Here is a 25,340-nt window from a genome sequence, read left to right on the forward strand (position 1 = left end):
GGTCATTCGTCCGTCGAATCGCGATTGATGGGAAATAGCGACGCCCACGAATAACCGGCGATGAATCCGCCGATCGTTCCGGCGATCAAGAACACGAACAGCAACAAATCGCCTTGATCCGTGTTGAGCAGCGGATCGGCCGGGGCACGTCCCGCGCTTTCCGCAAATCGTTCGACGACCGTTTCATCGACGCCGTGCCATTTTTCCGCGGCACACCTGTGAGAGGAAACGCTCCAAGCAAGACTCGCGCCGACCAACCCGGCGACGATCGCGCGTCGTAACGCATTTCGAACACGGCTGGCGTGCCTTTTCGGTTTCGGTTCGTTCACGACGTTTTGCATCGTCGGCCCCCATTTCTTCGATTCTTCTCAACGATTCCCATTACGCTGCCGCGTCCGACAACTTCCCGAACGCCAACAACTCGGGCGATCTCGCCGAAACGAATGCGTACGCGCCGGCCGAAAGCACGCCCTCTACGATTCCCAACGGCAACTGCGTCGGAATGAATGCCACGAGGATCCCCCAGAACAGAGGCAACCATGGCGCGTCGCCGTGAAGGGAAAGGGCCAATACCAGCGCCGTCGCGGTGTACGTAGCCCAGTCCGAGATCACGCCCGCCAAGAACGCCGCCGCAGTTTCCGGTACACGGCATGCCGATGCGATCCGAAAGACGACGTACCCCGCACACGCACCGCAAACGCCCATCGTGAATATATTGGCCCCCAACGTGGTCAGACCGCCGTGTGCCAGGAACATCGCTTGAAAAAACAACGCAATCATCGCCAAGACGACGGCGGGCCCCGGCCCCACGAGGATCGCCGCCAAGCCGGTTCCGCACGGATGCGAACACGAACCGACGACCGGCACGGGGATGGGCATGCACGAAATCACGAACACACCCGCCCCGACCAAAGCCAAGAAGGTCTTGAATCGGGGCGAACGGCGGACAACGATACGAATCCGTTGCGTACCGAAGTACAGAAACGGCAACACGGCCGCCCCCCACAGCCCGGCCCAACTCCCCGGCAGGATCCCTTCGGCGATGTGCATGGCGAAAGCCGGCCGCGCAGTACAAAGCACGCCCGCAATCGCCATAATTGCTGTCGCCCCTGGAAAAACGCCGGTTTTCCATTTTTTCGATCGGAAGACAACTCGATTCACTTGTGGTCTCTACCTTTCCGTCTTGCTGAAGCATGCATTCCCACTTCCGCCGACCGATTGGGTATCGTCGACGATCTCGTCTTCGTCCGGAATCTCGAGTGCACGAACATCGGGCATGTGTGCCGCCTCGCTCATGCGTTTTTCCACCAGGTTCACCAACACCGGGTCGTAGCCTAAATTCGGTCCCAAGACGATGCGCAGGTTCCTGTACTTGGCCGCTTCGGCCTGTAACAAACGTGGAATGTCGGCCTTCACATGGACGCCTTCGTTCACGAAGTAAGGCAAGACCAACACCCGGCGGGCGTCCGCTTCTACACAGCGGGCCAACGTCTCGGCAAGGTACGGCGGACGCTGCGACATGTTGCACGCGAACACCGGAATCCCTCGCCGGCGCCCCAGCTCCTCAGCGATTCGGCACATTGCAGCATTTGCGGTTGCAACCCGGCTGCCGTGCCCCAGCAAGACGACGGCTTCGAATTCGCCGGCTCTCCCCGCACCCGGCTTGTGTGCGGCCACGGCAGCCTCGGCCAGCGCATGCACGGCCGCTACGGCGAGAGGGCTCCCGCCTCGTGTGCCCCGCACGCTGATATACGGAACATCGAGTTCCATCAGTTCGTTCTTGCTCTCCTCGACGTGAACGAATCCGACGGGAACGCCGATCACGATCGCCGGGCCGACTCCTTCCTCGATGATCAGGCGGTTGACCTCCAGCAAGGCCGTCGGCGAGTTCCCAATCACCACGACGGCACCATCGAGAATCGGACGCGCCTTGCGCACCGCCGCAACCGCCCTCGGCAGTCCCAGCTGCGCGGCTTCGTCGGCAACGTCGGCGTCTCCGACAAAGCAATAGATCGGTGAGATTCTCCCGCTCGCGCAGGCCCGTCGCAGTCGTGCCGACGACAAGCCTGCTCGAACCATGTTCGTATCGACGTACAACGGTCGTCCTTCGCGCAACGCCCGGATTCCGGCGTCGACGGCATCGGCGGATATCCGCACCTGTGCCGCGAGACTCGGATCGCCCGCAGCATGTATCATGCGACGAACGATCGGCCACTGCTCGTCGTCGAAAGCGTCTCGATCGGCCGATTCATCGATAAACCGAAAGGACATCGCCTCGATGTCGCTTCCGTTTTTCGGCGAGTTCATCAAGGCCCGCATTCTTGGTTGTCGCTTCATGGTTCGTCTCGTATCGGTCGTCGGTATCAGCAGGCCCCGATGTCGATCGTCTTCTCCGTATCGACATCCCAATCGTCCAAGAGGAAATCGGTCTCACGGCCGTCGGCAATCAACCGAAACGCGTATCGAACCTGTTCCTCGTAGAGTTCACAAAAGGCCCCGGGGGCCTGCATCGAACCGTTCATTTCATGCGCCTCGGCCGGACACGGTGAACCGCAGAAGTGCCGAATCGCACAAGTTGCACATCCGGCGATATCTTCCACTTTTCGTTCCGTCACCGTACGGAACGCCTCGCTGCGCAAGACATCGTCGATTTTGTCGGTGAAGAGATTTCCGCCGCGAAATTCGGAAAGTCCGATGAATTCGCTGCACGGAAACAATCCGCCGTCGGCCGCGACAGCGAAAAAGGCTCGTCCGCCGCCGCACGGCGAAATGTCGCATAACAGCCGACGTGCCGTCGGTGCGACGATCGACAGCACGATGTTGGCGAAGTTCGCGACGACCAACTTGCGCCCGGTTTCGCGGAACAGTTCGTGCGTCCTTTCCAACGCCCGCAAGTAGTGCGGTACAAGCTCGGCATCTTCGGGCTTCAACGGTCGCGCCGCCGGGCTGGTGCAGCGAAGCGGATTGAGCATGCACACCGGCACGTGCCTTGCGTGCAGGTAGTCGACCAACTCAATCAACGAAGTCATGTTCTCTTTCGTGACCGTGCACAGCACGTTGTAGTTGGGATATCCTCGGAGCTTTTCGAAGAGGCCGTCGATGGAAGCGAACGTGCCTGCTCCGCCCCATGTCTTCCGCGTGCGGTCGGCGACCGCGTCTTCGTGACCGTCGAGAGACAAGCCGATCCCCACCTTTCGACTCGTCAGAAACGCGATTGCTTCGTCGTCCAACAACGTGCCGTTGGTCTGGATCCCGAAGCGGAAATCATCGGCAAATCGATCGATCCCGGTGAATACGGCCTCGCGATTGAGTAGCGGTTCGGCGCCGTGGAAAATAACGTCCGGTTTGCGGCCGGCCGGAAGGTTTTCGGCAAAATAGTCTCGAAGAATCGTCAAAGCGCGGCACAGCTCGTCGGCCGACATGTGACACCCGTTGCGGCGCATCTCTTGCGGAATGTAACAATAGGTGCAATCGAGGTTGCAACGGTCGGTGGCGTTGAAATAGACCGCCATCGGCGTCAATCGGAACCGCATTCCCTCGATTTCGTCGCGAAGAATTTCCCGCTTCGCCGCCGGCTCTTCAAGCAACGGCCCGCCGCAAAGGGTCTCGGCCAATTCGTCGCGGGGCGTGAGAGCCCAAAAGGCGGTCTCGGGATCGACAACGGCCATGTATTCGTTGTGGCCGATATCCAAAGGCACCAATCGCATTCCCAGGCCGGTATTCGCGAGGCGTCCCCGCGAGGACGGAAGTATCGAACTCATTATTCATGCTCCCTGATTACTGGATCGGGTTTCGGTTCGTGTCGAAAAGGGTGCCGGATCGGCGCCCGCAGACCCCGACCCGGCGAGCGGAGATCAAGGCACTACTTCTTCCGCATCATGATGTAATGCGACAAGCCGGTGCCTTTCACGGAGCAACTTCGCCGATAGGCGATGATGCGCCGTTTCTCCACGGTCTTCTTGTCCTTCATGCGTCTACCCTCCTTTCTGCAAAAGAGACGCATTCCTCGGACCTATCGGAAACCGCCCCACCCAGTTCGGCAGGACAGTTCTTCCCCAATCGCACGACGGGACCGATCACAATGACACACGGAGGCTTACAAGCCGCCGTGAGGCTCCCGTCGATCAGTTCCTGTAGTCGTTGATATCGAACACGTTGTTCCGCGCGAGAGGCCGCATGGACGATCGCCGTCGGCTCGTTCGGTGATCGGCCTCCTTCGATCAATCGACGGGCAATCTCGGCCGCGCGTGCCGCTCCCATGTACACCACGAGCGTTTCATTGCTCCGGGCGAGCAACTCCCAGCGTGGTTCAGGCACCCCGTGCATGCGATGCCCGGTCACGAAGACGACCGCGCCCGCCGTCCCCCGAGCCGTCAACGGAAACTCCTCCTCGGCCGCGGCGGCACAAGCCGACGTTACCCCCGGCACGATCGAACACGGAATCCCGTGTTTTCTGGCGACCTCCAACTCTTGGGCGGCGCGTCCGAACACGAGCGGATCTCCGCCTTTCAGTCGTACGACGCAGCGTCCGGCGGAGGCTTCTTCGACAATTCGCCGGTCGATGGCGGCGTGCGTCTCGGCGACCTTGCCCGCTTCGTGACGTCCCACGGGCACGTGTTCCGCCTGCGGGGCGTATCGCAGCAGCGCAGACGACACGAGTCGGTCATACAGAACGACGTCTGCACGCTGCAACGCTTCGATCGCAGCGAGCGTCACCAACCGCGCATCCCCCGGTCCCGCACCGACCAAGATCAACTCGCCCGATGCTTTCGACGCCGCCGGGCCGCGGACATCGACGTGCTTCTCGCAATCGCAAAGAGTTTCGGTTGCCGCCGCCGATTCGTTCATCATGTCGGCCATAAACCGTACCTGTCGAACGGGCACGCCTCTCTCGCCTGCCGCTCGGCAAACGGCCGACGCCGCGGGCGTCCTCTCCCCGACCCACAACACCAGCGAGACGTCGTCCCAAGCGTATCGTTCAGCGTCGAACGTCGGGGCACCGGGTTGCGCTGAACCGTTTGACGGCAACAACGTCGTGCGAATCCGCGCACCGGTTTCTGCGAACAGCCGGCCAACGGCAAGCGATTCCGGTTCCTCGCCGACGATCCACAACGTGCCCGTCGTGTTCGCCCCAGCTTCCCGCTCACGTTTCATTCAGGATCGCTCCTCGCGTCTACGTTTTTCCCGGGCAATTCCATCCATCGAGTTCGCCAAGCCGCGGGCCGATGGTCGCCGTTCGTCTTTCGGGTGACGGGTGCGCAACTCCGGCCGCACGCTTTCAGCCACGCCACGAAACGCTCGATCGCTCCCGGCGCGGCCGCCACATGCAGATGCACGAAACTTGCCAACGTGTTTCGCTCGCGATACCAAAACCCTTCCGGTTCCGACGTTTCGCCGTCGCGAAATCGCCGGCGATACACCGCCTGCCAGCCCGGCGACTTGGAAGGGTCGGCAGTCAACTCGGCGTAATGAAATTCGTGGCCCCGCAGGCAGTCTCCGGCACGGCCCCAGAACGTGTCGGCAGTAAGCGTCGTCTCCACATAGCCCAACCTTTTTCGGCGGGGCAACATGCGCGTTTCGACCGGCAAAATCCCCAGCATGGCATGTCGCCGTCCATGTCGATCGACGATCGCTTGCGACAGATAGATCAGTCCGCCGCACTCGGCGTAGATGGGGTATCCTCGCTCGTGGAACCGGCGAATCGATTCTGCCGTCGCCGTATTCGCCGCCAGGGTCGCTGCATGCTCCTCGGGATATCCGCCCCCAAGCAGCAGAGCGTCGGCGTTGTCGGGCAGCCGCTGGTTGCGCAACGGCGAAAAGAAGTAAATGTCACACCCCTGTCGCTCCAACTCGTCGAAGACGTCGGGATAGTAGAAGTGGAATGCTTCGTCGTAGGCCGCCGCAACGCATCGACGTTCGCCGGTCGCGCACACGCCACTCTCACCGATGCACACATCGCTCTCGCTTCGCCGTCTTGCCTTCGGCAATTGCAGCATTCGGTCGATGTCACAACATCGTTCGATCGCCTCGCCCAATTGCGAAACCAACGACGGGATGTCGGCGCGGTCGCATCCGGCCCCCACCAATCCCAAGTGTCGGCTGGGCAAAACGGGACACTCCCCGGTGTGCATTGCGCCGACCAGCGGAGGCAATTTCGCCGCCTGAAGCGCTTCCCGCAGAATCCCTTCGTGTTTCACCGATGCCGTTTTCGAGGCAACGACGCCGACAATCCTCAGCCGCTCGTCGAATCGGCAGAAGCCCAAGACGATTGCGGCAAAACTGCGTGCGGCGCCTGCAGCCGGAACCGTAAGAAGAACATCCGCGTCCAACCACCGCCCGATCTCGGCCGCCGATCCGGAATCGGCATCGGCGGAAGCGCCGTCGAACAACCCCATCACGCCTTCGATCACGGCGATATCGGCGTCGGCCGACGTGCGTTCGAACAGGTGTGTGACGTATTCCCTCCCTTGCATCCATCCGTCGAGGTTGTAACACGGGCGTCCCGACGCCGCCGTCAACCACGTCGGGTCGAGGTAGTCGGGTCCGACCTTGTACGTCTGAACGCGAAGTCCGCGACGGCGCAACGCGGCCGCCAAGCCGACGGCCAGAGTAGTCTTGCCGCTGCCGCTCTGCGTTCCGGCGATCAAAAGGCACGGTGTTCGACGTGTCATGAACTTGCTTCGTCCGGTTGTTACCGTTTCACGGCCTGTTTTCCGAGCGAGCAGGCCGCTCAATACTCAACCCCCGCTTGCGGTCCGACGCCGTTCCGATAGGCATGCTTTCGGTCCGCGATTTCCGAAACCGTATCGGCCAATCGCACCAACGCCTCGGGCGCATTCCGCCCGGTCAGAACGAATACGGTCCCCTGCGGCGACGCTTCGATGACATTGCGAATGTCGTCCGCCGTCAGTAAACCACTCGCCGCGGCGTACGCGACTTCATCCAAGACCACTAGGTGAAACTCTTCGTTTTCGATTCGCTCGCGAACCCGTTGCAATCCCGCGCGGGCTGCTTCGACGTGTTCGGCGAACGCGTCTGAATCGTTCCGCGGCAAGAATCCCTTGCCCACCACATCGATCGCAACGCCCGGAAGTCTCTCCAACGCGGCCCATTCCCCGGTGCGTCGATTCCCCTTGACGAACTGCACGACGAGCACGCGCATCCCGTGTCCCCAGGCTCGAAGCGCCGTGCCCAAGGCGGCGGTCGTTTTTCCCTTACCGGGACCGGTCATCAACAGGATGCGATTTCGAGGAAGTGCACGTGTCATGACCATCCTCCCGCCGCATAGGTTGCCCAGGTTCCTGCAACGACCGCCGTCAACGTGACTAGCCACACCAATCGCGAAGCACGATCGATATCTTCCTGTCGTGGTGTTCGTCCGCGAGGCCCCATCAGCGGCATCGCCTCCGGAACGCCGCCGCGCCTCACCGGACCTCCAAGTTGAACACCCAGTGCCCCGGCAAAAGCGGCCTCGGGATACCCCGCGTTCGGGCTGCGATGATGTCGCGCGTCGCGGCGCACGGCGCGCAATACGTCGGTCGGTTTTCCGCCTACCAGCAAAGCGACGATCGCCACCACAAAAGCGCACATGCGGGCCGGAAGGAAGTTCAGCGCGTCGTCCATTCTCGCCGAAGCCCATCCGAACTCGCGGTATCGTTCGTTCCGATACCCGAACATCGCATCGAGCGTGTTGACCGCGCGATAAGCGACGGCACCGACCGGCCCGAACACAAATGCATACATTAACGGCGAAAAGACGCCGTCCACCGAGTTTTCGGCAACGCTTTCGACGGTCGCTCGGACGACTTCCGTTTCGGTCATGTGATCGGTGTCTCTGCCGACCAAGAAACCGACTCGCCGCCTTGCAAGAGCGAGATCTTTACGATCGAGCGCACGGCGAACCATCGAGGCGTGGTGTACCAGATCGCGAGGTGCAATCGTCGTATACACGACCACCGCAGCACACAGGTTGCCGGCAACGCGAGAAAACGTGAACGCCACTTCGATCAGCCACCATGCAAGGCCTGTTGCGATGCCGACGACGATTACCGCCGCAGCCATACCGGCCAACCGAGGTGAAGGAACGACATATCGACAGGCGCGTTCCGCCCAGGTCGCAAGGGCCCCGATCCCGCGTACCGGGTGCGGTATCCACCGCGGATCTCCCAAACAGAGATCCAGAAGCAAAGCCAGCGGAATGCACCACACGGCAAGTTTCATCGCAGCCCCATCCGTCGAAAAATCTGTTCCATATCGACCGACTCCCGGACGATATCGGCCAATCGATCCAAAGCCGGTTCGATGTCGTACACCGCCCGCCGCTCACCGATCGCCCCAAGCCCCAAAGCCGTCCGCACGCCGTCGAGATACCAATGCCGAAATGCGTCGGTATCGAACAGACCGTGCAAGTACGTCGCCACAATGCGACCGTCGGCCGATTGGTATCCGATCGGTGTTCCGTCGCTCCGCACAACCGCGGGTCGCAACCCGTCGGCCGAGGTTCTTCCGTGGTGAATCTCGTATCCGTGAATCTCGATCCCCGAGGGCACATGGCGGGCTGCAACCGCTGTGAGTACCTTTTCGGCGGCATATTCCGTAACCAACGGCAATAGTCCCAAGCCGGTCGTCTCTGTGCCCTGCGACTCGACGCCGACCGCATCACGAATGCGACCTCCGAGCATTTGCAAACCACCGCACACACCGACCAGAAACGTTCGCCCCGAGCGATACGCCTCGACGATCCGAGCCGCCAGTCCGCTGTGTTTGAGCCAGTGCAAGTCGGCCTGGACATTCTTCGAACCGGGCAGCACAACGACATCGGGGTTCCCGAATGCGTCCGCGCTCGAAACGACGCGAAGCCGAACGTCCGGTTCGACTCGCAACGGATCGATGTCGGTGAAATTCGAGATGTGCGGTAAATCGACGAGCACCACGTCCAACATGGTCCGTGCGTCCTGCGGCGACGGCGCCGCACTGCGTTGCGATTTGAGCGATACCGAGTCTTCTTCGGGAAGGCCCAAGTTCGACACGTACGGTACCACGCCGAGGACATGTCGCCCCGTCCGCCGTGTCAAAAACGCGAGCGCGTCATCGAGCAACTCCGGCTTGCCACGAAAACGATTGATGATGAATCCGGCCACCCGTCGTCGATCGGTCGGCGGAAGGAGTTCGTACGTCCCTACGAATGCGGCGAACACACCGCCGCAATCGATGTCGCCGACGAGGTAGACTGCGGCGTCTCCATGTCGTGCCGTCGCCATGTTGACGATATCGTGTCGCTGCAAATTCACTTCGGCCGGGCTACCGGCCCCTTCGATGACGACGACATCGAAGTCGGCGGCAAGTTCGTCGTACGCGCGGCGCACCGTGTCGACGATCGTCTGCTTGTATTGCAGGTAATCGACAACACCCATGTTGCCGACCGGCTTTCCGAGCACGATCACCTGGGCGCCGGTCTGCGAATTCGGTTTCAACAAAACCGGGTTCATTCGCACGTCGGGCTCGAGGCGACAAGCCGCCGCCTGGAGCACCTGCGCACGTCCCATTTCGCCTCCCTCGCGGGTAACGAACGAGTTCAGCGACATGTTTTGCGCCTTGAAGGGAACTACCCGATACCCTTCCTGAAGCAAAATGCGGCAGAAAGCCGCGGCCAACACGCTCTTTCCGACGTTCGAAGCCGTCCCTTGTAGCATCACCGCCGGTTTGCGACGGCGAATGAACGAACCTGCGCCCGCTTCGTCGCGAGATCCCACGCATGCCCGCAGGGCGTCGACCAATCGGCGATTCTCGTCTTCGTTCCGCACCGCAACACGAAAATACGAATCGTCAAGGCAGGGAATATTCTCGCAGCAACGGATGACGATACGGCGTGAAAGCAGTTCGGCGTACAACCGTCTTGCCGTCCATTGAGGATCGGTCGTCCGTACCAACAGGTAGTTCGCTTCCGACGGGAAAACGCGCAACCCCGGCACGCGTTGCAGGTCGGTACAAAGCTCGGTACGCAATCGAGCGATCGTGTCGCGCGTCGTTCGGCGATACGCCTCATCGCCCAGTGCCGCGCTACCGACGGCCTGTGCTACAGCATTGACCGACCACGGCGGCAAACAATTCCGCAGACGCGAGATCACCTCTCGGGGACCGACGGCGTATCCCAAGCGAAGCCCGGGAATCGCGTAGAACTTCGTCAACGACCGCAAGACCAATAGGTTCTCGTGGTCGGTTCCGACGAACGATCGTTGGGGCTCGAGGAAATCGGCAAAGGCCTCGTCGACGACGAAATCGACATCGCGCCGGTGTTCGACAATCGCCGAGAACGTTTCTTGCGAAAACGTCCGACCGGTCGGATTGTTCGGAAAGCCGACGATCACCAGATCGCCCCGTTGCAATTCGGCTTCGAACGCATCCCACTCGATGGAAAAGTCCGTCTCCGGCCGACATGCGATGCTCGCAAGCTCGATGTCGTGATGCGTTGCAACATCCAAGTAGTCGACGTAACACGGTGTAACGACCACGACGCGGCGAGGCGAAAACACCTTCGGCAGCGCGTAGAGGAGTTCGCTGCTGCCGTTGCCGCAGACGACTCGATCGGCATCAACACTGTGAAAGCGGGCGAGCGCCGAAGCAAGCGACCGACAAAACGGATCGGGGTAATGTTCGATGCGGTCCAACGCGCACGCGGCGGCATGCAGCGCGCCGCTGGGCGGTCCCAGCGGGTTGATCGCCGCGCTGAAGTCCGTCAGCTCCTCCGGCAGACATCCGGCGGAACGTGCCGCGTCGTCGACTTGTCCACCATGCCGAAAGCTTCTCACCGCCGGTTCGTCCTTTCCTTCCTCACGGTACCGCACAAGTAACCAGCACGATCATCTCTGCAAGTTCCGAAGCGGCGCCGAGAACGTCTCCGGTAAAGCCACCCAGTCGCCGGTACGCAATCGCCGCCCAGATTCCGGTACCGACGACCGCCGCCGAAGCCGCGGCCGTTCCGCGAACACCAAGCCCCGCAAATCCGATCCCAAAAACGATCACGACGGCGTAGACAAGCGTCTTCCATCCACACGCATCGGCAAACAAACGCCCGAGTCCCTCGTCGCGGGCAGGCGGCAAAATCGCCGACACGCACAAAACGGCACAGCGTCCGCTTACCGCGGCGACGACCAACGCCCACGGGACGCATTCCTCCGGCATGTCGCCGATCGCCGCAGCTTTCAGCCCCAACCCCAGCACCAAGGCAAGAACGCCGAACGTTCCGATACGACTGTCGCGCATGATTTCCAACGCATGAACACGATCGACCGGTGCCGCGAATCCGTCGGCGGTATCCGCCAGCCCGTCCAGATGTAGCCCGCCGTGTGCCACAGCCAACAACGCCGTGCCCACGACCGCCTCGGCAGTCGGCGACAACAACGGATCGATGAGCGACCACACTCCGGCGCACCAACAACCGATCAACAGGCCGACGACGGGAAACCACCACACGCTGCGTGCTACAAGCGACGGAAAAGCGTCGTCGCGCAACCGCACGGGAACGATCGTGAGAAACGAAAGTGCGGCGAGGAAACGCATCATGCTTCGGCCTCCGACACCGCCGCCTCGGCGAACGTGCGAACCTCGGTCAACAACCGCGAAGCGGCATCGACTAGATTCGTCGCCAAAGCGGCTCCCGTCCCCTCGCCCAAACGGAAACCGAGATCGAGGAGCGGTTCCTTGCCGAGAGCTTCCAAGACGATCCGATGGCCCGGTTCGGCGCTGCGATGCGCCGCAATCATGGCGTCGGCGGCCGCGGCAGCCAACCGTTGGGCAATCAAGGCCCCCGTCGACGCGATCAACCCGTCGATCACGACCGGACGGCGATAGTATGCGGCCCCCAACACGACACCTGCGATGGCGCCGATCTCGAAACCGCCCACTTTGGCAAGCACGTCCAGCGGATCGTTCGAATCCGGACGATTCACCTCGAGGGCACGCTGGACGACGGCAACTTTGTGTCGAACCTGCTCCGCCGAGAGTCCCGTTCCCGGTCCGACGGTTTCCGCGGGCGCCCTGCCCGTCAGCGCCGCTATCACTGCCGAACTGGCCGTCGTGTTCGCAATCCCCATTTCACCGACGCCGAGCAGGTCGACGCCTTCCTCGTCGATCAAGCGGCGGGCCGCTTCGATACCACGTTCGACGGCGGCAACGGCCTGCTCGCGCGTCATCGCCGGACCTTGCGTCATGTTCCGGGTACCCGGGGCGATCGGCATCCGCCAAAGGCGACCGGTCGTTTCAAAACCCGACGTATCAGAGGCCACTCCCACGTCGATCACCCGGACCTCGCAACCGGCTTGGTCGGCCAGGGCATTGATTCCTGCTCCCCCGGTACAAATATTCGCCACCATCTGACGGGTCACTTCCTGCGGATACTTGCTGACGCCTTCTTCGGCCACGCCGTGATCGGCCGCCAACACAACCACCGCCTTGCGGGCAGGACTCCACGCCGGATCGCCGGTGATTCCTGCCAAATCCAGCGCCAGGTCCATTAAGCGGCCCAACGCCCAATGCGGCATCGTGAGCTGCTCCAGTCGGGCTTTCGCTTTCTCGCAGGCAGCGTTGTCACGACCGCGAATTGCGCCAAGAACGTCCTTCAGTTCAAGCATCGAGACTTCCCTTGATCACCACGGGGATCCCACTGACCACGAAAACGACGACGTCGCTCGCCTCGGCAACAAGGGCGTTGCAGCGCCCCGCCAAATCCCGAAACATTCGCGCAGAGGCCTCCGCCGGAACGATCCCCAACCCGACTTCGTTCGTCACGAAGACGATCTGTGCCGTCGATTCGGCAGCCGCCTCACAAAGTTCGCGAGTAAGACGAACTATCTCGCCTTCGCCCGACGTCGTTCCTGCGCGTTGTGCTTCGTACATCAGGTTGTTGACCCAAAACGTCAAGCAATCGATCAGTACGACGTCACAGTCGGCGTTCGCTCGTACCGCGTCGGCCGGATCGAGAGGCGCTTCGATCGTCTTCCAGCCGCGACCGTCGCGCTCGGCTCGATGACGTACCACGCGTTTTGCCATCTCGTCGTCGGTCACGACACCGGTAGCGATGTAGATTCGTCGCTTGCCGATTGTTTCGGCCAGTTGCTGCGCGAACCGGGATTTCCCGCTCCGACAGCCGCCGGTCACCAAGTACGTGCGTGCCACCGACATCCCTCCCAAGCTCGGCTGCTAACGGTCGCCGCGATAGTTCAGTTCCATCAAGCAGGCACGACCGTTCTCGACGTGTACGGTCGTCAACGAAGGTGAATCGACACGAAAACACCAATGGCGGTCGGGGGCAATATCGAGAAGCCGACACAGCGCGACACGAATCACTCCGCCGTGCGTACAAATCAACGGTCTTGCGGCACGGCTTGCCAGAATCGCCTCGAGTGCGACTCCCACGCGATCGGCAAACGCCGAAGTCGATTCACCGTCGGGAAAGCAAAAGCCCGCTTCGCCGGAAAACCAGGCTTTTAACGTGCCTTTCGCCTCGCAATTCACGTCATCGAGCGTTTTGTTCTCCCACCGGCCGAAATCGATTTCGGCCAAGTCATCGACGACGGTTGTGGGTATTTCGACGCCGTCGAGAAGCACATCGCGGGTCATTCGCGCGCGCAATGCCGGACTGCAGAAAACGTGATCCGGCTTCGCTTTCCGCAGGCGCTCGGCAAGCGGAAGAAGCTCATTCGCGGCTGCTCGATCCAAAGGCGGATCCGAGCGTCCGATGAAACGGCCCCGAATGCCGGTCGCCCCGTGTCGCACGAACATGAGAGTCTTTGCCGCCACGATGCAATGTCCCGTGCATGCGCGAAAAAACGTCCCCGGACCTGTTGGAAACACAGCTCCGGGGACGTCTGGTTCGTCCGCGGCGGCAAGTGTGTCATCCCTCAGGTCCACGAAGGGATTCGATCACACGATGAGCACGAGCAGGTCTTCCGGCTTCCGGATCATCCTACCAGCCGCGCCTTCCCACCTGTTCGGCAGTGGCATGATGCGGCGTTCGTCCCCGGTTACGGCGGCGGGTCCGCGACGGATTTTCACCGTCTTCCCTGTTAGGGCCATTGCGGCCGCTCGCACTCGATAGGCGGCAATTTAGTTTTTCATGACACGATCGTCAAGTGGCTTCCTTCACAGCAAGAAACTGTATTCAGCGAATAACGCAGTCTCTATTGTCGATTTTCCTTTTTTGACCAAAGCGACACGAGGCGGATCGACAACATGCCATTTCGCTTTGCCGCAACTACGCGCGGGTCAATCGCTCCAAATATCGGCCGTGCGGGCCTTCACATCGGGAAACGGGGGTAATGGGGCACTCGGCGTCGGCTCGTACCAAAACGTGGCACACGACCAATCGTCCGACGTTTCCGTCAGCCCTTTTTCCCAGGCGATTTGTTGGATCGTGATGCGTGCCTCTTTCTGCCACGCGACAGGATCGGGCAAGTGCCACCGATACATCGACACGAATTCCTTCTGCGCCAACGAACAACCGTTGTACAAGAACGGCGTCTGTTGAATTCCCCACGAGAGGCCGACATAATCTTCACTTCCCGTCCCGCAGATGGTCGGAAATTCGGTGTCGCCGTCCATGTACACCTTGATTTCGCCTTCGCCCCACCATCGGTTCGGATGCAGATTGCGGATCCCGATGACGGCGCCGATATACCGCCCTTTGTTCTCGCGTTTGGGCAGCAATTCGAAGTCTTGCTTGATCGTCGTGGGGTTCTCGCGCCGGAAGAGCACGTGCAGCCGCCCGACGTCGTCGGGGTGCTTGTCGCCCAGTGTGTAGTCGATTTGATAGTAAATCGGCGGCGTATGATCGTCGTCGGTCTCGTTCGTCAGCACGATCTTGGCATGTTTGGTAAAGGGCATGGGCAGCCAGATATTCATTCCCGCCCGCTGGCCGACGGAATGGACCGCCGACTGATATGCCATGACTTTCCCATGTGCGAACCCGAAGAAATCACCGACGGGACATTCGATGCTGGGATGCTCCTGGCCTTCCCAGTACGCGCGAATCACCAGGCTACGGAGGTTTTTCGGCGATTGATCGGTCGTCAACCAGATGTGGCGGATCGTCCCCGGCCCGTCGATATCGCACAAAACATACGACTGCCCCGGTTTGATGGGCCGACTGGGTGAACCTTTTCGCCCGACACCCAGCCGACTGGCGGCTTTTCCACCTTCGCCGGGAGCACCGGTCGGGTTTTCGAACGAGATCGATCGGGAGACCAATCCGGTGTCCAGCAGGTACGGCTGGTGAACGACATCAGGCTGTTGGCCCACGACCACGACCGCAGCCAGACAAGCGCAACAACCGACAATCCATCCCGACAGGCTTCGCGCATTTCGGCGCATGGCAACACCTCGCTTCTTGAGTATCGACGGTCCGTCACTATGCGAACGGTATCGACGGACTGCCCGAGACCCGGTGCCCCGGGCGGCGAAGTCATTCTGCTTACCGCATCCGCAGGTTGCAAGAAAATCGCGCTACGATGCTCGATGCCGCCCTTTTCACGACAGAAACCGCAAGATACCCACCAACACGATGACGGCAATGATCGCAGCGGCGCCCGGCGCTTCACCCCACACGGCCAGTACCAAGGCCGCAAGTACAGCACAAGACACGACACCCCAAAAGACCTGTCGCCGAACGCGCATCGCACCGCGATCCGGTTCGGTTTTGATCAAACCGCGTTCGACGAGCAAGCGGCCGATTTGTTTTCTCTTCGCGCTTTTTCGGATTGCCTCGATGACCGGCTCGGCTTCTCGATGACCTTCGGCCAATTCGGTCAGTGCCAGCGCTTTGTCGATTTCGCCGCTGGATTCCAAAAGAGCCGCCATTTCCAATTGGGCCGGCACGAAATTCGGATCAAGTCGCAACGCCTCGGCATAAGCTTCTCGCGCGCCGTTACGATCGTGCATGCGGTGCCTGGCCTTGCCCATGACGACCCACGCCATGGGAGAATCGGGATTGAGCTTGACGGCCTTTTCGGCGGCAGCCAGGGCGAGCTTGGGACCTCGCTCGACGACCATGAAATGAGCGTACTCCAACCACAACCGCGGATCGTGCTGCGAAAGTTCGATCGCCTTTTCGAAGGCCTCTTGGGCCCACATCAAACGCCGATTCCGCCATGCCGCGACCGCGTACAACCACTGTGCCCCCAAGTCGTTCGGCGAATCATCGACCACGCGTTTGGCTTCGTCGAACGCCTCTTGCGGTTGATCCAGCGCCAGCAGGCATTCCGCACGCAGGGCGTGCAGTTCGGTCGTATCCCACCCGGCGGCAACCAACTGATCGGAAAGCGCCAACGCCCGCGCCGGCACCCCGTCGTTCCAGGCGCTGACGGCCTCGAGCCAGCACTTCATGTTGTCGTCGAACAACTCGCTCATCGGACCTCGACGGTGACGTCGCAAGGCCTTTCGGTCGATCACCGCAACACAGCCGTTGCTTGCGGAGAACCCGTCGCGTGTTCCTCGCTGCTCGATTGGGATGTCAACCACGGCTTCAAGTCGACGCGATGATACGGCAATTTCGTCGCCGGGGTCTTTCCCCAGGCCAGGTGGAGAACCAATGGCGTCGTCTCGAACACCATCGATTGCACGGTCAAGAACCGCAGGTTCACGCGGTCGAGATAGCCGATTACATCGTCGATCCCGAGCGGCTTTGCCTCGACGGCCTCGCGCAAAATCGCGTACCGCCACGGGAATACGATCCAGGCCAGCCGATCGGTACGAAAGTGGTTCGTGCAGACGCAGATGTCGTCTTCGGCCCTGCGGACGGCGACCGTCTTCGGCGTCATTTCGACGACGCAGGCCGTCTTCCGATCGGCCAGCGCGATATTCAAGGGCGTGGTGCGCGGCATTCGTTCGAGCATCTTCGCAGCCTCGTCGCAGGTCGAGCAGGTTTCCAGCACGCGCCGCATGGCCATCATGTACGGCACCCCGTCGGGGTTGAACTGGGGCGCGCGATCGGCCGACATTCGAACTTCGTGAACCGCCAATGCGAGGCCTTTCTCGTTCATCCCGCTGAGCACGCCGACGATCCCCGGAAATCCGACCGCGGCAAGCGCGAAGCAATCGTCATGGGACGCATATACTTTGACGATCGTATAGCGCGACATCTCTCGATGGGCGAAAAAATCGAGGTTTCGCCCGAACAGGAGGCCGCCGGTCTTCGAGGCGGGCGGTTCCACCATCAACGACGAGCACGCCATCATGCCCCGATAGCTGTCGGGAAACGTGTTCACGGCCACCAGCGCATCGAAGGGAATATCCGCCGTCTCGGCCAGAGCTTCGAGTTCTCGTCGATGATGCGCGGGAATCTGCGGCAACAGTCGGCGTCCCGCCTCGACAAAGGCGTTCCAGCCGCCGTCGATTTCGAGCAACTCCGCAAGCTGCTTGGGGTATTCGAGAAGAACGTCCTTTCCGGCGTTTTGACACAACGCGGCTTCTTGACGCCCGATTTGTTGCGGCGTGCCGCGAAGGATCAACAACGGCACGCGGTCGACGAACCGCAGCTCGCCGCGCCCGCTTGTTCCCTCACGATACGGCGACTCGATCGCGGTATCTTCACCGGCTGCGACGGGCGGGACCTGCCGACCGACCGTCACCGAAACCGCCGCCGCAATCAAGAGGATTACGCAACGCGCGTGTTGCCGCACATGCAACCGACCGCCGATGTGCCCCCGTGCCATACGAGAACCTCCTTCGAGATGAGCGTCGGCCGTCACCGATCGTGGTCGTTTTCATCGGCAATGCGTTCCGCGACCAAACGATCCGTCGGCCGTTCGGCATTCATGGTACCAGCGGCGCCGGAAAAATGCCAAGTTTCACGCATCCAAGTCGACGGCTATGCGCAAAACAACGGTCGCCGGAAAAAGGCGGCGACCAGGCAATATGAAACGCTCGATTACTGGGAATCAGCCGTCGGCCATTGAGCCGTCCACGGCGATCTTTTCGCACGTGCTGATATCGACGGCATACTTCCGAACGAGATTCAACAACGTCACGCGGTCGATAGGTTTCGTCGCGTATTCGTCGCATCCGGCGGCGATACACTTTTCACGCTCACCGGCCATCGCATGTGCGGTCAGTGCAATGATCGGCGACGTGTACCCGGCTTGCCGTAGCTGGCGAGTCGCCTCGTAGCCGTCCATCAAGGGCATTTGCATGTCCATCAAGATGACGTCGAAGGGATCCCCTTCGCGAGCGGCCCGGAGCGCCTGCTTGACGGCGTCGCGACCGTTGGCGACGGTTTCGACCTCGGCCCCCGCTTTCCGCAAGATGTGGGCGATCAGCCGTTGGTTGTCCAACGCGTCTTCGGCCAACAAGATGCGACCTTTGAGCGGGATGTTTCGCGACTCGGGCAGCTCGCCGCGGACATTCGCCAAGAGCGTATTCAACGTCGCGGCGGGATTTTCGATCCACTCGATCTCACCCGAAGCCACCCGGATCGGCAACGTCAATTGGAAGTTGCTGCCCAATCCTTCTTCGCTGACGACCGTGATACTTCCGCCCATTCGCGATGCCAGGCGTTGACTGATCGACAATCCCAGCCCGGTACCGCCGAAACGCCGCCGGGCCGAGGTATCGGCCTGGCAGAAGGGATCGAAGATCGTCTCCAGCTTGTCCGAGGGAATGCCGACGCCCGTGTCGATGATCTCGAACTTCAGCGTCGGCGGAATCGATCCCTCGTCACACGAGAGAACGATTCGTACCGATCCCGATTCGGTGAACTTGATGGCGTTTCCGACCAGGTTGATCAAGATCTGCCGTAATCGAATGGGATCGCTGTGAATCGCGCGCGGAATGTGCGTGCGGAATTCGGTCCGGAAGGTCAGTCCTTTGGCATCGGCTTTGCCTTGCATCAAGCGAACGACGTCGCTGACGACGCCCAACGGCGAACACTGCGTTTGTTCGACGTCCAACCGCCCCGCTTCCATCTTGGAAAGGTCCAGGATGTCGTTGACGATCCGCAGCAGGTAGCGGCCGTTGCGCATGATGACCTGAATCGCCTGCACGCGGCTGGGCGGTGCCTTGCTGATGTCGCCTTCGATCAGGAGCGTTTCGGCGTAGCCCAAGATCGCCGTCAACGGCGTGCGGATTTCGTGGCTGACGTTGGCGAGAAATTCGCCCTTGACGCGAGAAGCGGCCGCCGCCCGCTCGTGCAACTCTTTCAATTGCGAATTGGCCTCTTCGAGTGCCTTGGCGTGTTCGCGAAGCTCGCTTTCGACGCGCTTCTGTGCGCTGATGTCGGTCATCATCACGATCGCGCCGCGAAACTGTCCGCTGGACGAGAGCAACGGGCTGGCGGTGGTCAGAATCCACAAGTATGAACCGTCCTTGCGCCGGACGCGAAGTTCGCAGGTCCTCCCCTTACCCGACCGCCACTCGCAAAACCCTTGCTTGACCTTGTCACGATCTTCCGGCCAGACGATGTCGAAAATCGATCGGCCGACGAGTTCGTGCTCACCGTAGCCGATCATCTCCTCGCTCCAGCGGTTGATGAAGGTGATGCGCCCATTCGCGTCATACCCCATCATGCCGGTCTTGGCCGATTCGAGGAGCAGACGGTACGGGAGCCCGCACTCGGTTTGATGCACAGGACACGTCGCGAACATCCCATGCGACGAAAATCGGTAGCCGAAGAAGATGATGCCCGACATGCCCGCCAGCCACACGAGGGCGGCGGCAACCATCACGCCCGGTGAGCGGACCTGCGGGTCGGCCCAGTACGAACCGAGCATCAGCCCGATGTAGAGAACGCACCAAACCAGGGCGATCATCCACACCCAACGACGGTCGATGTGCAACCGAGATTGCGGCATCCATCCGATCGGCATGGCGGACTCGTGGTGACGCAACGCTCACCTCCGATGACTCGGGCGCAAGATGTGTCGAACTCGCTATGGGAACAACGGCCGTTGCAGCCGCATGTCGTCCGGCGGTAACCCCGCAAACCGACCTCCGTCGCCGTACAAAGGTCGAATCGGTCCTCGCAACCGTGCCTGGTGTGGGCGACCGGAAAAGCTTCCGTGTGAACGCGGTCATCGTAACGCTGCTTCCCTCGGTGCGCATCCCCACCACAGGGATACCCACAGCGCCCCGCTTCTTAAAAACCATAGGCCACGAAATCCACCGGAACCGCCCAGTTGCCCAACTTTTTCCTCCGCCACCTGCTTTTGTGTCCTCCCCATCTTTTGGGAACACCACTCGACAGATCACCACCCCTCGATTAAGGGAGACAGCGATTCCTGAATCGTCGTTACGACGCACTTACCAGTGGCGGATGCGTCCTAAATCCCGCGCCGTCAGCATGACCGGTGAAAGCGGCCTAATCCGCAGGTCGCAAAATCTTTCCCCGACAAGAAAGCTTGATGACGCCGAAGCAAGAACGTCGAAGAAAAGAGAACGCGAAGATGAAGATATTGTGCCGCCCCACGTCGACCCGTCAGGAGTCGTGACCGTGTTCCGATCCCCTCTATGGAAATCTGCCCCCCAGGGTGATACCACAACCCCAAAATCCTACGACGAGGGACTCGCATCTGTTCTCGCGATCCGCACAATCATTCTGTGGGCGTGTGCCGCAGGTCTAGTGTGGATGTGCGTGGCGTCCGCCGCCGAAGGCGCCGAAACGGTCCTGCCGCCCGCAATCACTGTGCAGCCCGGTTCGTCTCCCGCAGTTGCGTCACCGGTCTACGTAACGCGACACCCGTTTTATCTCGTGCGGCCTCGATTCTGGCATCCGCAACCGGTACCGCGATCCTCGGTCTTTCAAGGCGTCGAGCCGTATCAATGGGGCAATCTGGGTGTCCCAGGCAAACGAAGCTGGGCAAAACAGCCAGGGTACTACAGCACACACACCGACTGGATCTTCCGATAGCCGGACCGGAAATCAGCCTTCTTTGATCGCTGCGGCAGCATCGTCTTGTTTTGCATCGAGACCAGCGGATTCGTCGCGACGCGATCGGGGTAATGTCAATCGAAACCCGGCGATGGCCAACAGCCCCCACGCGACGATCAAGAGTGTGCCTCCGAAGGGCACAACATAATCCCAAGCCTTGACACCGGTGATAATCCCGGCGTAGATGCCTCCGGAAAAAAGCCCCGTTCCCGCCAAGAACGCGAAAGCCGACCATCGGGCCGCACGGCGATTCGGATCGACCGCCAAGACCAAGCCTGCCAACACCATGGCCATCGAATGCCAAAGTTGATACCGGACGGCGGTTTCGAAATTCCGATAATCGATCAGCCCCACTTCGCGCTTGAGCACATGGGCGCCGGCCGCGGCGGCCGCGACCGCAAATGCGGCAAACAAGGCCCCGAATCCGATCGCTTGGCGTGCGTTCACGAGATTACCTCACGAATCGTTCTCGCTTGCGTCGGCCTCTTCTCGCTGTCGGCGTTCGAACTCTTCTCGCAAGTAAGCAATCAGGCTATTGGAGTGCGCGGCCAGTGCGGCCGAGGCGGCTTCGGGATCGCCGTTTCGTACGGCTTCGACGACGGCGCGATGCTCCTCGGCGATCAACACCGGATCGATCGAACGCAAAAACTCGAGGATGAATTTCGTCCGGACCTCGAACGCCAACGTTTCCCATAGACGCAAAGCCACGGTGTTTCCCGAGGCCTCGACCAGCGTTCGATGAAATACTTGGTTGTATTCCAAGAACCCGATGAAATCGCGTTGCGCCGCCGTTTCCAAGATACCTTCGAACGACTCTTCCAGTTCTTCCATCTTGTCGGCGGGTAGCGGAACGGCCGTCTTGGCTGTGAGAGATTCCAACGCCGCGCGAACTTCCAGGGCGTAGATGGTCTCTTCCATGCTCACTTCCCGCACTCGGGCACCCTTGTGCGGCGAACATTCCAACATGCCCAACGCGGTCAATTCGCGAATCGCTTCCCGCACCGGAATCGGGCTGACACCGACTTCTTCGGCGATCCTCGCTTCGACAATCCGAAAGCCCGGAGGAAACTCGCCCGTGGCGATGCGGTGCAAGATCAAATCGCGAACCTGCTCGCGGATAGACTGGCGTTTGACGCGCGTTTGAGCCATGGCGTATCCGTACCTTCCATCGATGCCGAATCGTACGATAAGAGCACAACCCGCCCAGGATACGACGATTGCGACGACTCCCAATCGTATGTGACCGATCTATCGTTTTTCCCGAGATCCGGGCGGACTCTTTTTGTCGATCGGCAGAAACATTGTCGACGAGATGTAGCTGTCATGATAACAAAAAACGTTCCCCGCTAGATAGTGGGAACCACCTGATTCCATAGGTTTTTTACCCGCCACCCTGTGACGCTCGGCGAACGCTTTCTTCCACGATAAAAAAAGCTTGGCGCGAGGGCAGTTGCGTTCACATAATGGCGGTGCCCTCTTGGATCGGCACCCGGGTTCTCACCTCTGTACCGTCACCCACCATTCTCGCGGGAGAACCTACCATGCGCATTGCAAGCCCCCCTCGATCGTGCCGGTTTTCGGTCTTTCTCGCTGCGATTTGGGCGATCGTCGCGGTCGTCGTCTTCCCATCGAGCGCCCGGTCGGAAACGGCAAACGTCGCGACACTTTTGCAACAAACGCTTTCCGAGCCCGCGATCGCGGTCGTTTGGGCTGAACGCATTCCCGCCGATCAGCTCGACGCCGTCGTGTCGCTCGCCCGAGAATGCGAAGGGAAATTGCTGATTCAACTTGCCGATTTTCGGCAATACGTCGAATTGAGCCGAAAGGCGGATTCGGCGCACGTCAATCGCACCCGATTGTTCCTCGAATACTCGCTGGAAGAACGGATCGCCGCGGCCGACGGTCTTGCGAACCTGACGATCGTGCTGCGCGAACCCACCTCTGAAATCGAGCGAGAAGCCTTGCGTACCGTTCGTCCCGGCGGAGCCCTGTGGATCGGCGGCAATCTTCGGCGAAAGCCGATCCCTGAAGGCATCGACGATTGGTCGCACCACTATCATTCGCCCGACAATTTCACCCAATCGGCCGATCGGATTGCGAAAGCCCCCTTTTGGACGCAATTCGTCGCGTATCCGCGTTACGCACCGGCGCCCCAGTCGGCGGTGGCCTCCGGAGGCCGAGTGTTCATGGCGTTGGGCCACGTCGCGTGGCATCAGCGGGAAGAACCATGGCTGAACACACTGGTAGCCGTCGACGGCTACAACGGCCTGATGTTGTGGAAACGTCCATTGCCGCCCGGCCTGATGGTCGATCGCAGCATGATGGTCGCCACGCCGTCGGTGCTGTATTTGGCCGAAGGCCGCCGTTGCAAGGTCTTGGACGCCGCAACCGGCGAGACGATCGACGAGATCGCTGTTCCTCGCGAAATCGCAGCGCAATCCTTCTGGAAATGGATCGCCCTGCTCGACGGTACACTCTATGCGTTGGTGGGCGAAGACGAACCGCTCGACGCCGTCGCCCGCTGGAAGCGCACGCAACACGGCTGGCCGTGGAACGGCATCTCGCGGGACTACAACGCCGAGGAATACAAATGGGGCTTCGGTGATACGCTCGTCGCCATCGATGTCCGTAGCAAATCGGTGCGTTGGCACATCCACGAATCGCCCTCGATCGATGCCCGCACGGTGTGCACGGCCGGAGGACGTATTTTCTACGGCTCGTTCGGAAACTACCTTGTCGCCCGTTCGACGGACGACGGCAGCGAATTGTGGCGTTGCACGCCGCAAACGTCGCCGGAAGTGTTCGACGCGATCGGGCCGTATCGACCGGGGCACGGCTACATCAGCGGTTGGAAGAGCACGGCTTACATGAAGGCGTCGGACCTTGCCGTGTATATCCTCGGCCCTCAAGTGAACGGGTTGACCACCATTTCGGCCGCGACCGGTAAACTGTTGTGGCAGCGACCGGCGAAAGATTTCCAGATCGTCCTGCGCGACGACGGCCTGTATGCCATCGGTCCGCAAAACCTGACCGAAGGTGTATCGCTGAAGCTCGATCCTGCGACGGGGGAAGAGCTGGCTCGCGTGCCGATCAAGCGCCGGGCCTGCACCCGCGCGACAGGCTCGTGCGACAGCATCTTCTTCCGCGCGTTCGAAGGCACCGGCCGCATCGTGCCCGACGAAGGCGACGTTCGCTGGATCTCGCCGATGCGTCCCTCGTGCAACGTGGGCGTGATCATCGCCCACGGACGCCTGTATTGGGTTCCCTGGGTGTGCGATTGCGATTTGCAAACCTTCGGTGCGATCAGCTTGGCACCGGCGGGCGATTTCTCTTTCGATGCGAAAAGCGGTCCGACGAGTCGCGAAGTATTCGCCGACGGCGTCACCGAGCGTGTCGTCCCCGAGCCGAGCGACTGGCCCACGTACCGGGCCGATCCGCAGCGATCGGCGCGAACAAACGTCGTTCTTCCGGCCGATCCGGAGAAACTCTGGTCGGCCCATCTGAACCCGACGGCCGAACCGACCGCGCCGGTTTGCGTCGGAGACCGCATCTTCTTGGCCGATCGCGACGGACACGTGCGATGTCTCGACAGCCGGACGGGGAACGTCGTCTGGACGGCTTGGATCGGAGGCCCCGTCTTCTATCCACCGACCATCGCCGCCGGACGCGCCGTCATCGGCGGCGGCGACGGCTACGTGTGGTGCTTCGACGCCGCGACCGGCCGGGCGTTGTGGCGATTTCGAGCCGGCCCCGCTTTGCGCCGTATTCTCGTGTACGATCGCCTGCAATCGACGTGGCCCGCGACGGCACCGGTCGTCGTGAAAAACGACGTCGTCTACTGCGCCGCAGGAATGCACGATTTCGACGGGACGCATGTCTACGCCCTCGAACTCGAGTCGGGCGCACCGCTTTGGGAAAACCACACGGCCGGACATCTCGACGCGGCATCACGGCGAGGTGTGGCGTGCCAAGGCGATCTGCTCTTGTTCGGCGAGCAGTTGTATCTTGCCGGGGGCAACTACCTTTCCCCCGGCGTCTTCGACACGGCAACGGGAAAATGCCTGAATCGCCCCGTGCCGACGCCCGGAAGCACCGCCCCGCGTGGCCGTGAATTGCAGATCGTCGACAATCGCGTGATCGTGGGCGGTCAGCCCCTCTACTCCGTCCCCGAGGCTCCCGTGTACGACGCCTCGACGCAGTGGCCTCCCGAGGTCGTGCGCACACCCGACGGCGAACTGGTCACGGCACACACCGACGACGGTTGGGCCCTGGTCGCACGCCGCGGCGATCAGATCGCGTGGGCGCGGCCGTTGCCTTCGGCACCCATTCGCTGGTCGATTGCCGTCGATCGGAGCGGACGAATCGTCACCGTGCTGCGCAGCGGCACCGTGATCGCGTTCGGTCCCAAAGAAGCCCGCTGAGGCAT

21 protein-coding genes and 1 riboswitch are annotated in these 25,340 nt (G+C 61.2%); of the genes, 1 reads left to right on the forward strand and 20 read right to left on the reverse strand.

All coding sequences use genetic code 11. The features are described 5' to 3' along the window. Positions 1-2: 2 nt before the first annotated feature. From ACYQ2I_RS15195 to ACYQ2I_RS15290, 20 genes are all read right to left on the reverse strand, one after another. Positions 3-329: a hypothetical protein gene (locus ACYQ2I_RS15195; protein WP_460167877.1), complete on the reverse strand. Its 327-nt coding sequence runs from the start codon at positions 327-329 to the stop codon at positions 3-5. Between the two features lie 52 nt (positions 330-381). After that, positions 382-1,080, reverse strand: coding sequence for an energy-coupling factor ABC transporter permease (locus tag ACYQ2I_RS15200; RefSeq protein ID WP_460167878.1), 699 nt, complete (start codon positions 1,078-1,080; stop codon positions 382-384). A gap of 90 nt (positions 1,081-1,170) precedes the next feature. Continuing rightward, entirely contained in the window at positions 1,171-2,337 is a 1,167-nt protein-coding gene (locus ACYQ2I_RS15205) for a precorrin-8X methylmutase (protein WP_460167879.1), read from the reverse strand. Between the two features lie 26 nt (positions 2,338-2,363). Next, positions 2,364-3,761, reverse strand: a complete 1,398-nt coding sequence (cbpB, locus tag ACYQ2I_RS15210) for a peptide-modifying radical SAM enzyme CbpB (RefSeq protein ID WP_460167880.1) — start codon at positions 3,759-3,761, stop codon at positions 2,364-2,366. A 101-nt stretch (positions 3,762-3,862) separates the two neighbouring features. Then, positions 3,863-3,970, reverse strand: coding sequence for a modified peptide precursor CbpA (cbpA, locus tag ACYQ2I_RS15215; protein WP_460167881.1), 108 nt, complete (start codon positions 3,968-3,970; stop codon positions 3,863-3,865). Next, on the reverse strand, positions 3,967-5,154 hold the full coding sequence (cobA, locus tag ACYQ2I_RS15220; protein ID WP_460167882.1) for a uroporphyrinogen-III C-methyltransferase: 1,188 nt from the start codon (positions 5,152-5,154) through the stop codon (positions 3,967-3,969). The genes cbpA and cobA overlap by 4 nt, the downstream gene beginning before the upstream one ends. Further along, positions 5,151-6,671: a cobyrinic acid a,c-diamide synthase CobB gene (locus tag ACYQ2I_RS15225; RefSeq protein WP_460167883.1), complete on the reverse strand. Its 1,521-nt coding sequence runs from the start codon at positions 6,669-6,671 to the stop codon at positions 5,151-5,153. Before ACYQ2I_RS15225 ends, cobA begins: the two co-directional genes overlap by 4 nt. Positions 6,672-6,730: 59 nt before the next feature. Then, entirely contained in the window at positions 6,731-7,267 is a 537-nt protein-coding gene (locus ACYQ2I_RS15230) for a cob(I)yrinic acid a,c-diamide adenosyltransferase (RefSeq protein WP_460167884.1), read from the reverse strand. Next, positions 7,264-8,220 carry an adenosylcobinamide-phosphate synthase CbiB gene (gene cbiB, locus ACYQ2I_RS15235; RefSeq protein WP_460167885.1) on the reverse strand — a complete coding sequence of 319 codons (957 nt, stop codon included), beginning with the start codon at positions 8,218-8,220 and terminating at the stop codon, positions 7,264-7,266. The genes ACYQ2I_RS15230 and cbiB overlap by 4 nt, the downstream gene beginning before the upstream one ends. Then, the gene (locus ACYQ2I_RS15240; RefSeq protein WP_460167886.1) at positions 8,217-10,808 is read right to left on the reverse strand and encodes a cobyric acid synthase; all 2,592 of its coding nucleotides are present in this window, start codon (positions 10,806-10,808) and stop codon (positions 8,217-8,219) included. The genes cbiB and ACYQ2I_RS15240 overlap by 4 nt, the downstream gene beginning before the upstream one ends. A gap of 22 nt (positions 10,809-10,830) precedes the next feature. Further along, on the reverse strand, positions 10,831-11,562 hold the full coding sequence (cobS, locus tag ACYQ2I_RS15245; protein WP_460167887.1) for an adenosylcobinamide-GDP ribazoletransferase: 732 nt from the start codon (positions 11,560-11,562) through the stop codon (positions 10,831-10,833). After that, positions 11,559-12,629, reverse strand: a complete 1,071-nt coding sequence (gene cobT / locus ACYQ2I_RS15250) for a nicotinate-nucleotide--dimethylbenzimidazole phosphoribosyltransferase (protein WP_460167888.1) — start codon at positions 12,627-12,629, stop codon at positions 11,559-11,561. The genes cobS and cobT overlap by 4 nt, the downstream gene beginning before the upstream one ends. Beyond that, entirely contained in the window at positions 12,622-13,173 is a 552-nt protein-coding gene (gene cobU / locus ACYQ2I_RS15255; RefSeq protein WP_460167889.1) for a bifunctional adenosylcobinamide kinase/adenosylcobinamide-phosphate guanylyltransferase, read from the reverse strand. Before cobU ends, cobT begins: the two co-directional genes overlap by 8 nt. 24 nt (positions 13,174-13,197) lie before the next feature. Further along, positions 13,198-13,797 carry a histidine phosphatase family protein gene (locus ACYQ2I_RS15260; RefSeq protein ID WP_460167890.1) on the reverse strand — a complete coding sequence of 200 codons (600 nt, stop codon included), beginning with the start codon at positions 13,795-13,797 and terminating at the stop codon, positions 13,198-13,200. A gap of 122 nt (positions 13,798-13,919) precedes the next feature. After that, positions 13,920-14,101: riboswitch (cobalamin riboswitch) on the reverse strand. 161 nt (positions 14,102-14,262) lie between these two features. Further along, positions 14,263-15,366 carry a glycoside hydrolase family 172 protein gene (locus ACYQ2I_RS15265; protein ID WP_460167891.1) on the reverse strand — a complete coding sequence of 368 codons (1,104 nt, stop codon included), beginning with the start codon at positions 15,364-15,366 and terminating at the stop codon, positions 14,263-14,265. 156 nt (positions 15,367-15,522) lie between these two features. After that, positions 15,523-16,401 (reverse strand): tetratricopeptide repeat protein, encoded by an 879-nt coding sequence (locus ACYQ2I_RS15270; RefSeq protein ID WP_460167892.1) that lies wholly within the window; start codon positions 16,399-16,401, stop codon positions 15,523-15,525. A gap of 38 nt (positions 16,402-16,439) precedes the next feature. After that, positions 16,440-17,705: a C45 family autoproteolytic acyltransferase/hydrolase gene (locus ACYQ2I_RS15275; protein WP_460167893.1), complete on the reverse strand. Its 1,266-nt coding sequence runs from the start codon at positions 17,703-17,705 to the stop codon at positions 16,440-16,442. A 225-nt stretch (positions 17,706-17,930) separates the two neighbouring features. Then, a complete protein-coding gene (locus tag ACYQ2I_RS15280; RefSeq protein ID WP_460167894.1) occupies positions 17,931-19,853 on the reverse strand; it encodes a PAS domain-containing hybrid sensor histidine kinase/response regulator in 1,923 nt (640 codons plus the stop codon). 1,052 nt (positions 19,854-20,905) lie between these two features. Next, positions 20,906-21,361 (reverse strand): DUF423 domain-containing protein, encoded by a 456-nt coding sequence (locus tag ACYQ2I_RS15285; protein WP_460167895.1) that lies wholly within the window; start codon positions 21,359-21,361, stop codon positions 20,906-20,908. Positions 21,362-21,370: 9 nt separating this feature from the next. Next, positions 21,371-22,063 (reverse strand): GntR family transcriptional regulator, encoded by a 693-nt coding sequence (locus ACYQ2I_RS15290; RefSeq protein WP_460167896.1) that lies wholly within the window; start codon positions 22,061-22,063, stop codon positions 21,371-21,373. 392 nt (positions 22,064-22,455) lie between these two features. On the opposite strand from ACYQ2I_RS15290, the gene ACYQ2I_RS15295 reads away from it, so the two are divergent. Continuing rightward, complete coding sequence (locus ACYQ2I_RS15295) at positions 22,456-25,335, forward strand: outer membrane protein assembly factor BamB family protein (protein ID WP_460167897.1); 2,880 nt, start codon at positions 22,456-22,458, stop codon at positions 25,333-25,335. Positions 25,336-25,340: the final 5 nt, after the last annotated feature.

Source organism: Thermostilla marina (assembly GCF_054657455.1).

Coding starts and splice junctions, on each gene's coding strand:
- ACYQ2I_RS15205 (WP_460167879.1), bottom strand. CDS start 2,337: ATGAAGCGACAACCAAGAATGCGGGCCTTGATGAACTCGCCGAAAAAC.
- cbpB (WP_460167880.1), bottom strand. CDS start 3,761: ATGAGTTCGATACTTCCGTCCTCGCGGGGACGCCTCGCGAATACCGGC.
- cbpA (WP_460167881.1), bottom strand. CDS start 3,970: ATGAAGGACAAGAAGACCGTGGAGAAACGGCGCATCATCGCCTATCGG.
- cobA (WP_460167882.1), bottom strand. CDS start 5,154: ATGAAACGTGAGCGGGAAGCTGGGGCGAACACGACGGGCACGTTGTGG.
- ACYQ2I_RS15225 (WP_460167883.1), bottom strand. CDS start 6,671: ATGACACGTCGAACACCGTGCCTTTTGATCGCCGGAACGCAGAGCGGC.
- ACYQ2I_RS15230 (WP_460167884.1), bottom strand. CDS start 7,267: ATGACACGTGCACTTCCTCGAAATCGCATCCTGTTGATGACCGGTCCC.
- cbiB (WP_460167885.1), bottom strand. CDS start 8,220: ATGAAACTTGCCGTGTGGTGCATTCCGCTGGCTTTGCTTCTGGATCTC.
- cobS (WP_460167887.1), bottom strand. CDS start 11,562: ATGATGCGTTTCCTCGCCGCACTTTCGTTTCTCACGATCGTTCCCGTG.
- cobT (WP_460167888.1), bottom strand. CDS start 12,629: ATGCTTGAACTGAAGGACGTTCTTGGCGCAATTCGCGGTCGTGACAAC.
- ACYQ2I_RS15265 (WP_460167891.1), bottom strand. CDS start 15,366: ATGCGCCGAAATGCGCGAAGCCTGTCGGGATGGATTGTCGGTTGTTGC.
- ACYQ2I_RS15270 (WP_460167892.1), bottom strand. CDS start 16,401: ATGAGCGAGTTGTTCGACGACAACATGAAGTGCTGGCTCGAGGCCGTC.
- ACYQ2I_RS15275 (WP_460167893.1), bottom strand. CDS start 17,705: ATGGCACGGGGGCACATCGGCGGTCGGTTGCATGTGCGGCAACACGCG.
- ACYQ2I_RS15280 (WP_460167894.1), bottom strand. CDS start 19,853: ATGCCGATCGGATGGATGCCGCAATCTCGGTTGCACATCGACCGTCGT.
- ACYQ2I_RS15290 (WP_460167896.1), bottom strand. CDS start 22,063: ATGGCTCAAACGCGCGTCAAACGCCAGTCTATCCGCGAGCAGGTTCGC.
- ACYQ2I_RS15295 (WP_460167897.1), top strand. CDS start 22,456: ATGCGCATTGCAAGCCCCCCTCGATCGTGCCGGTTTTCGGTCTTTCTC.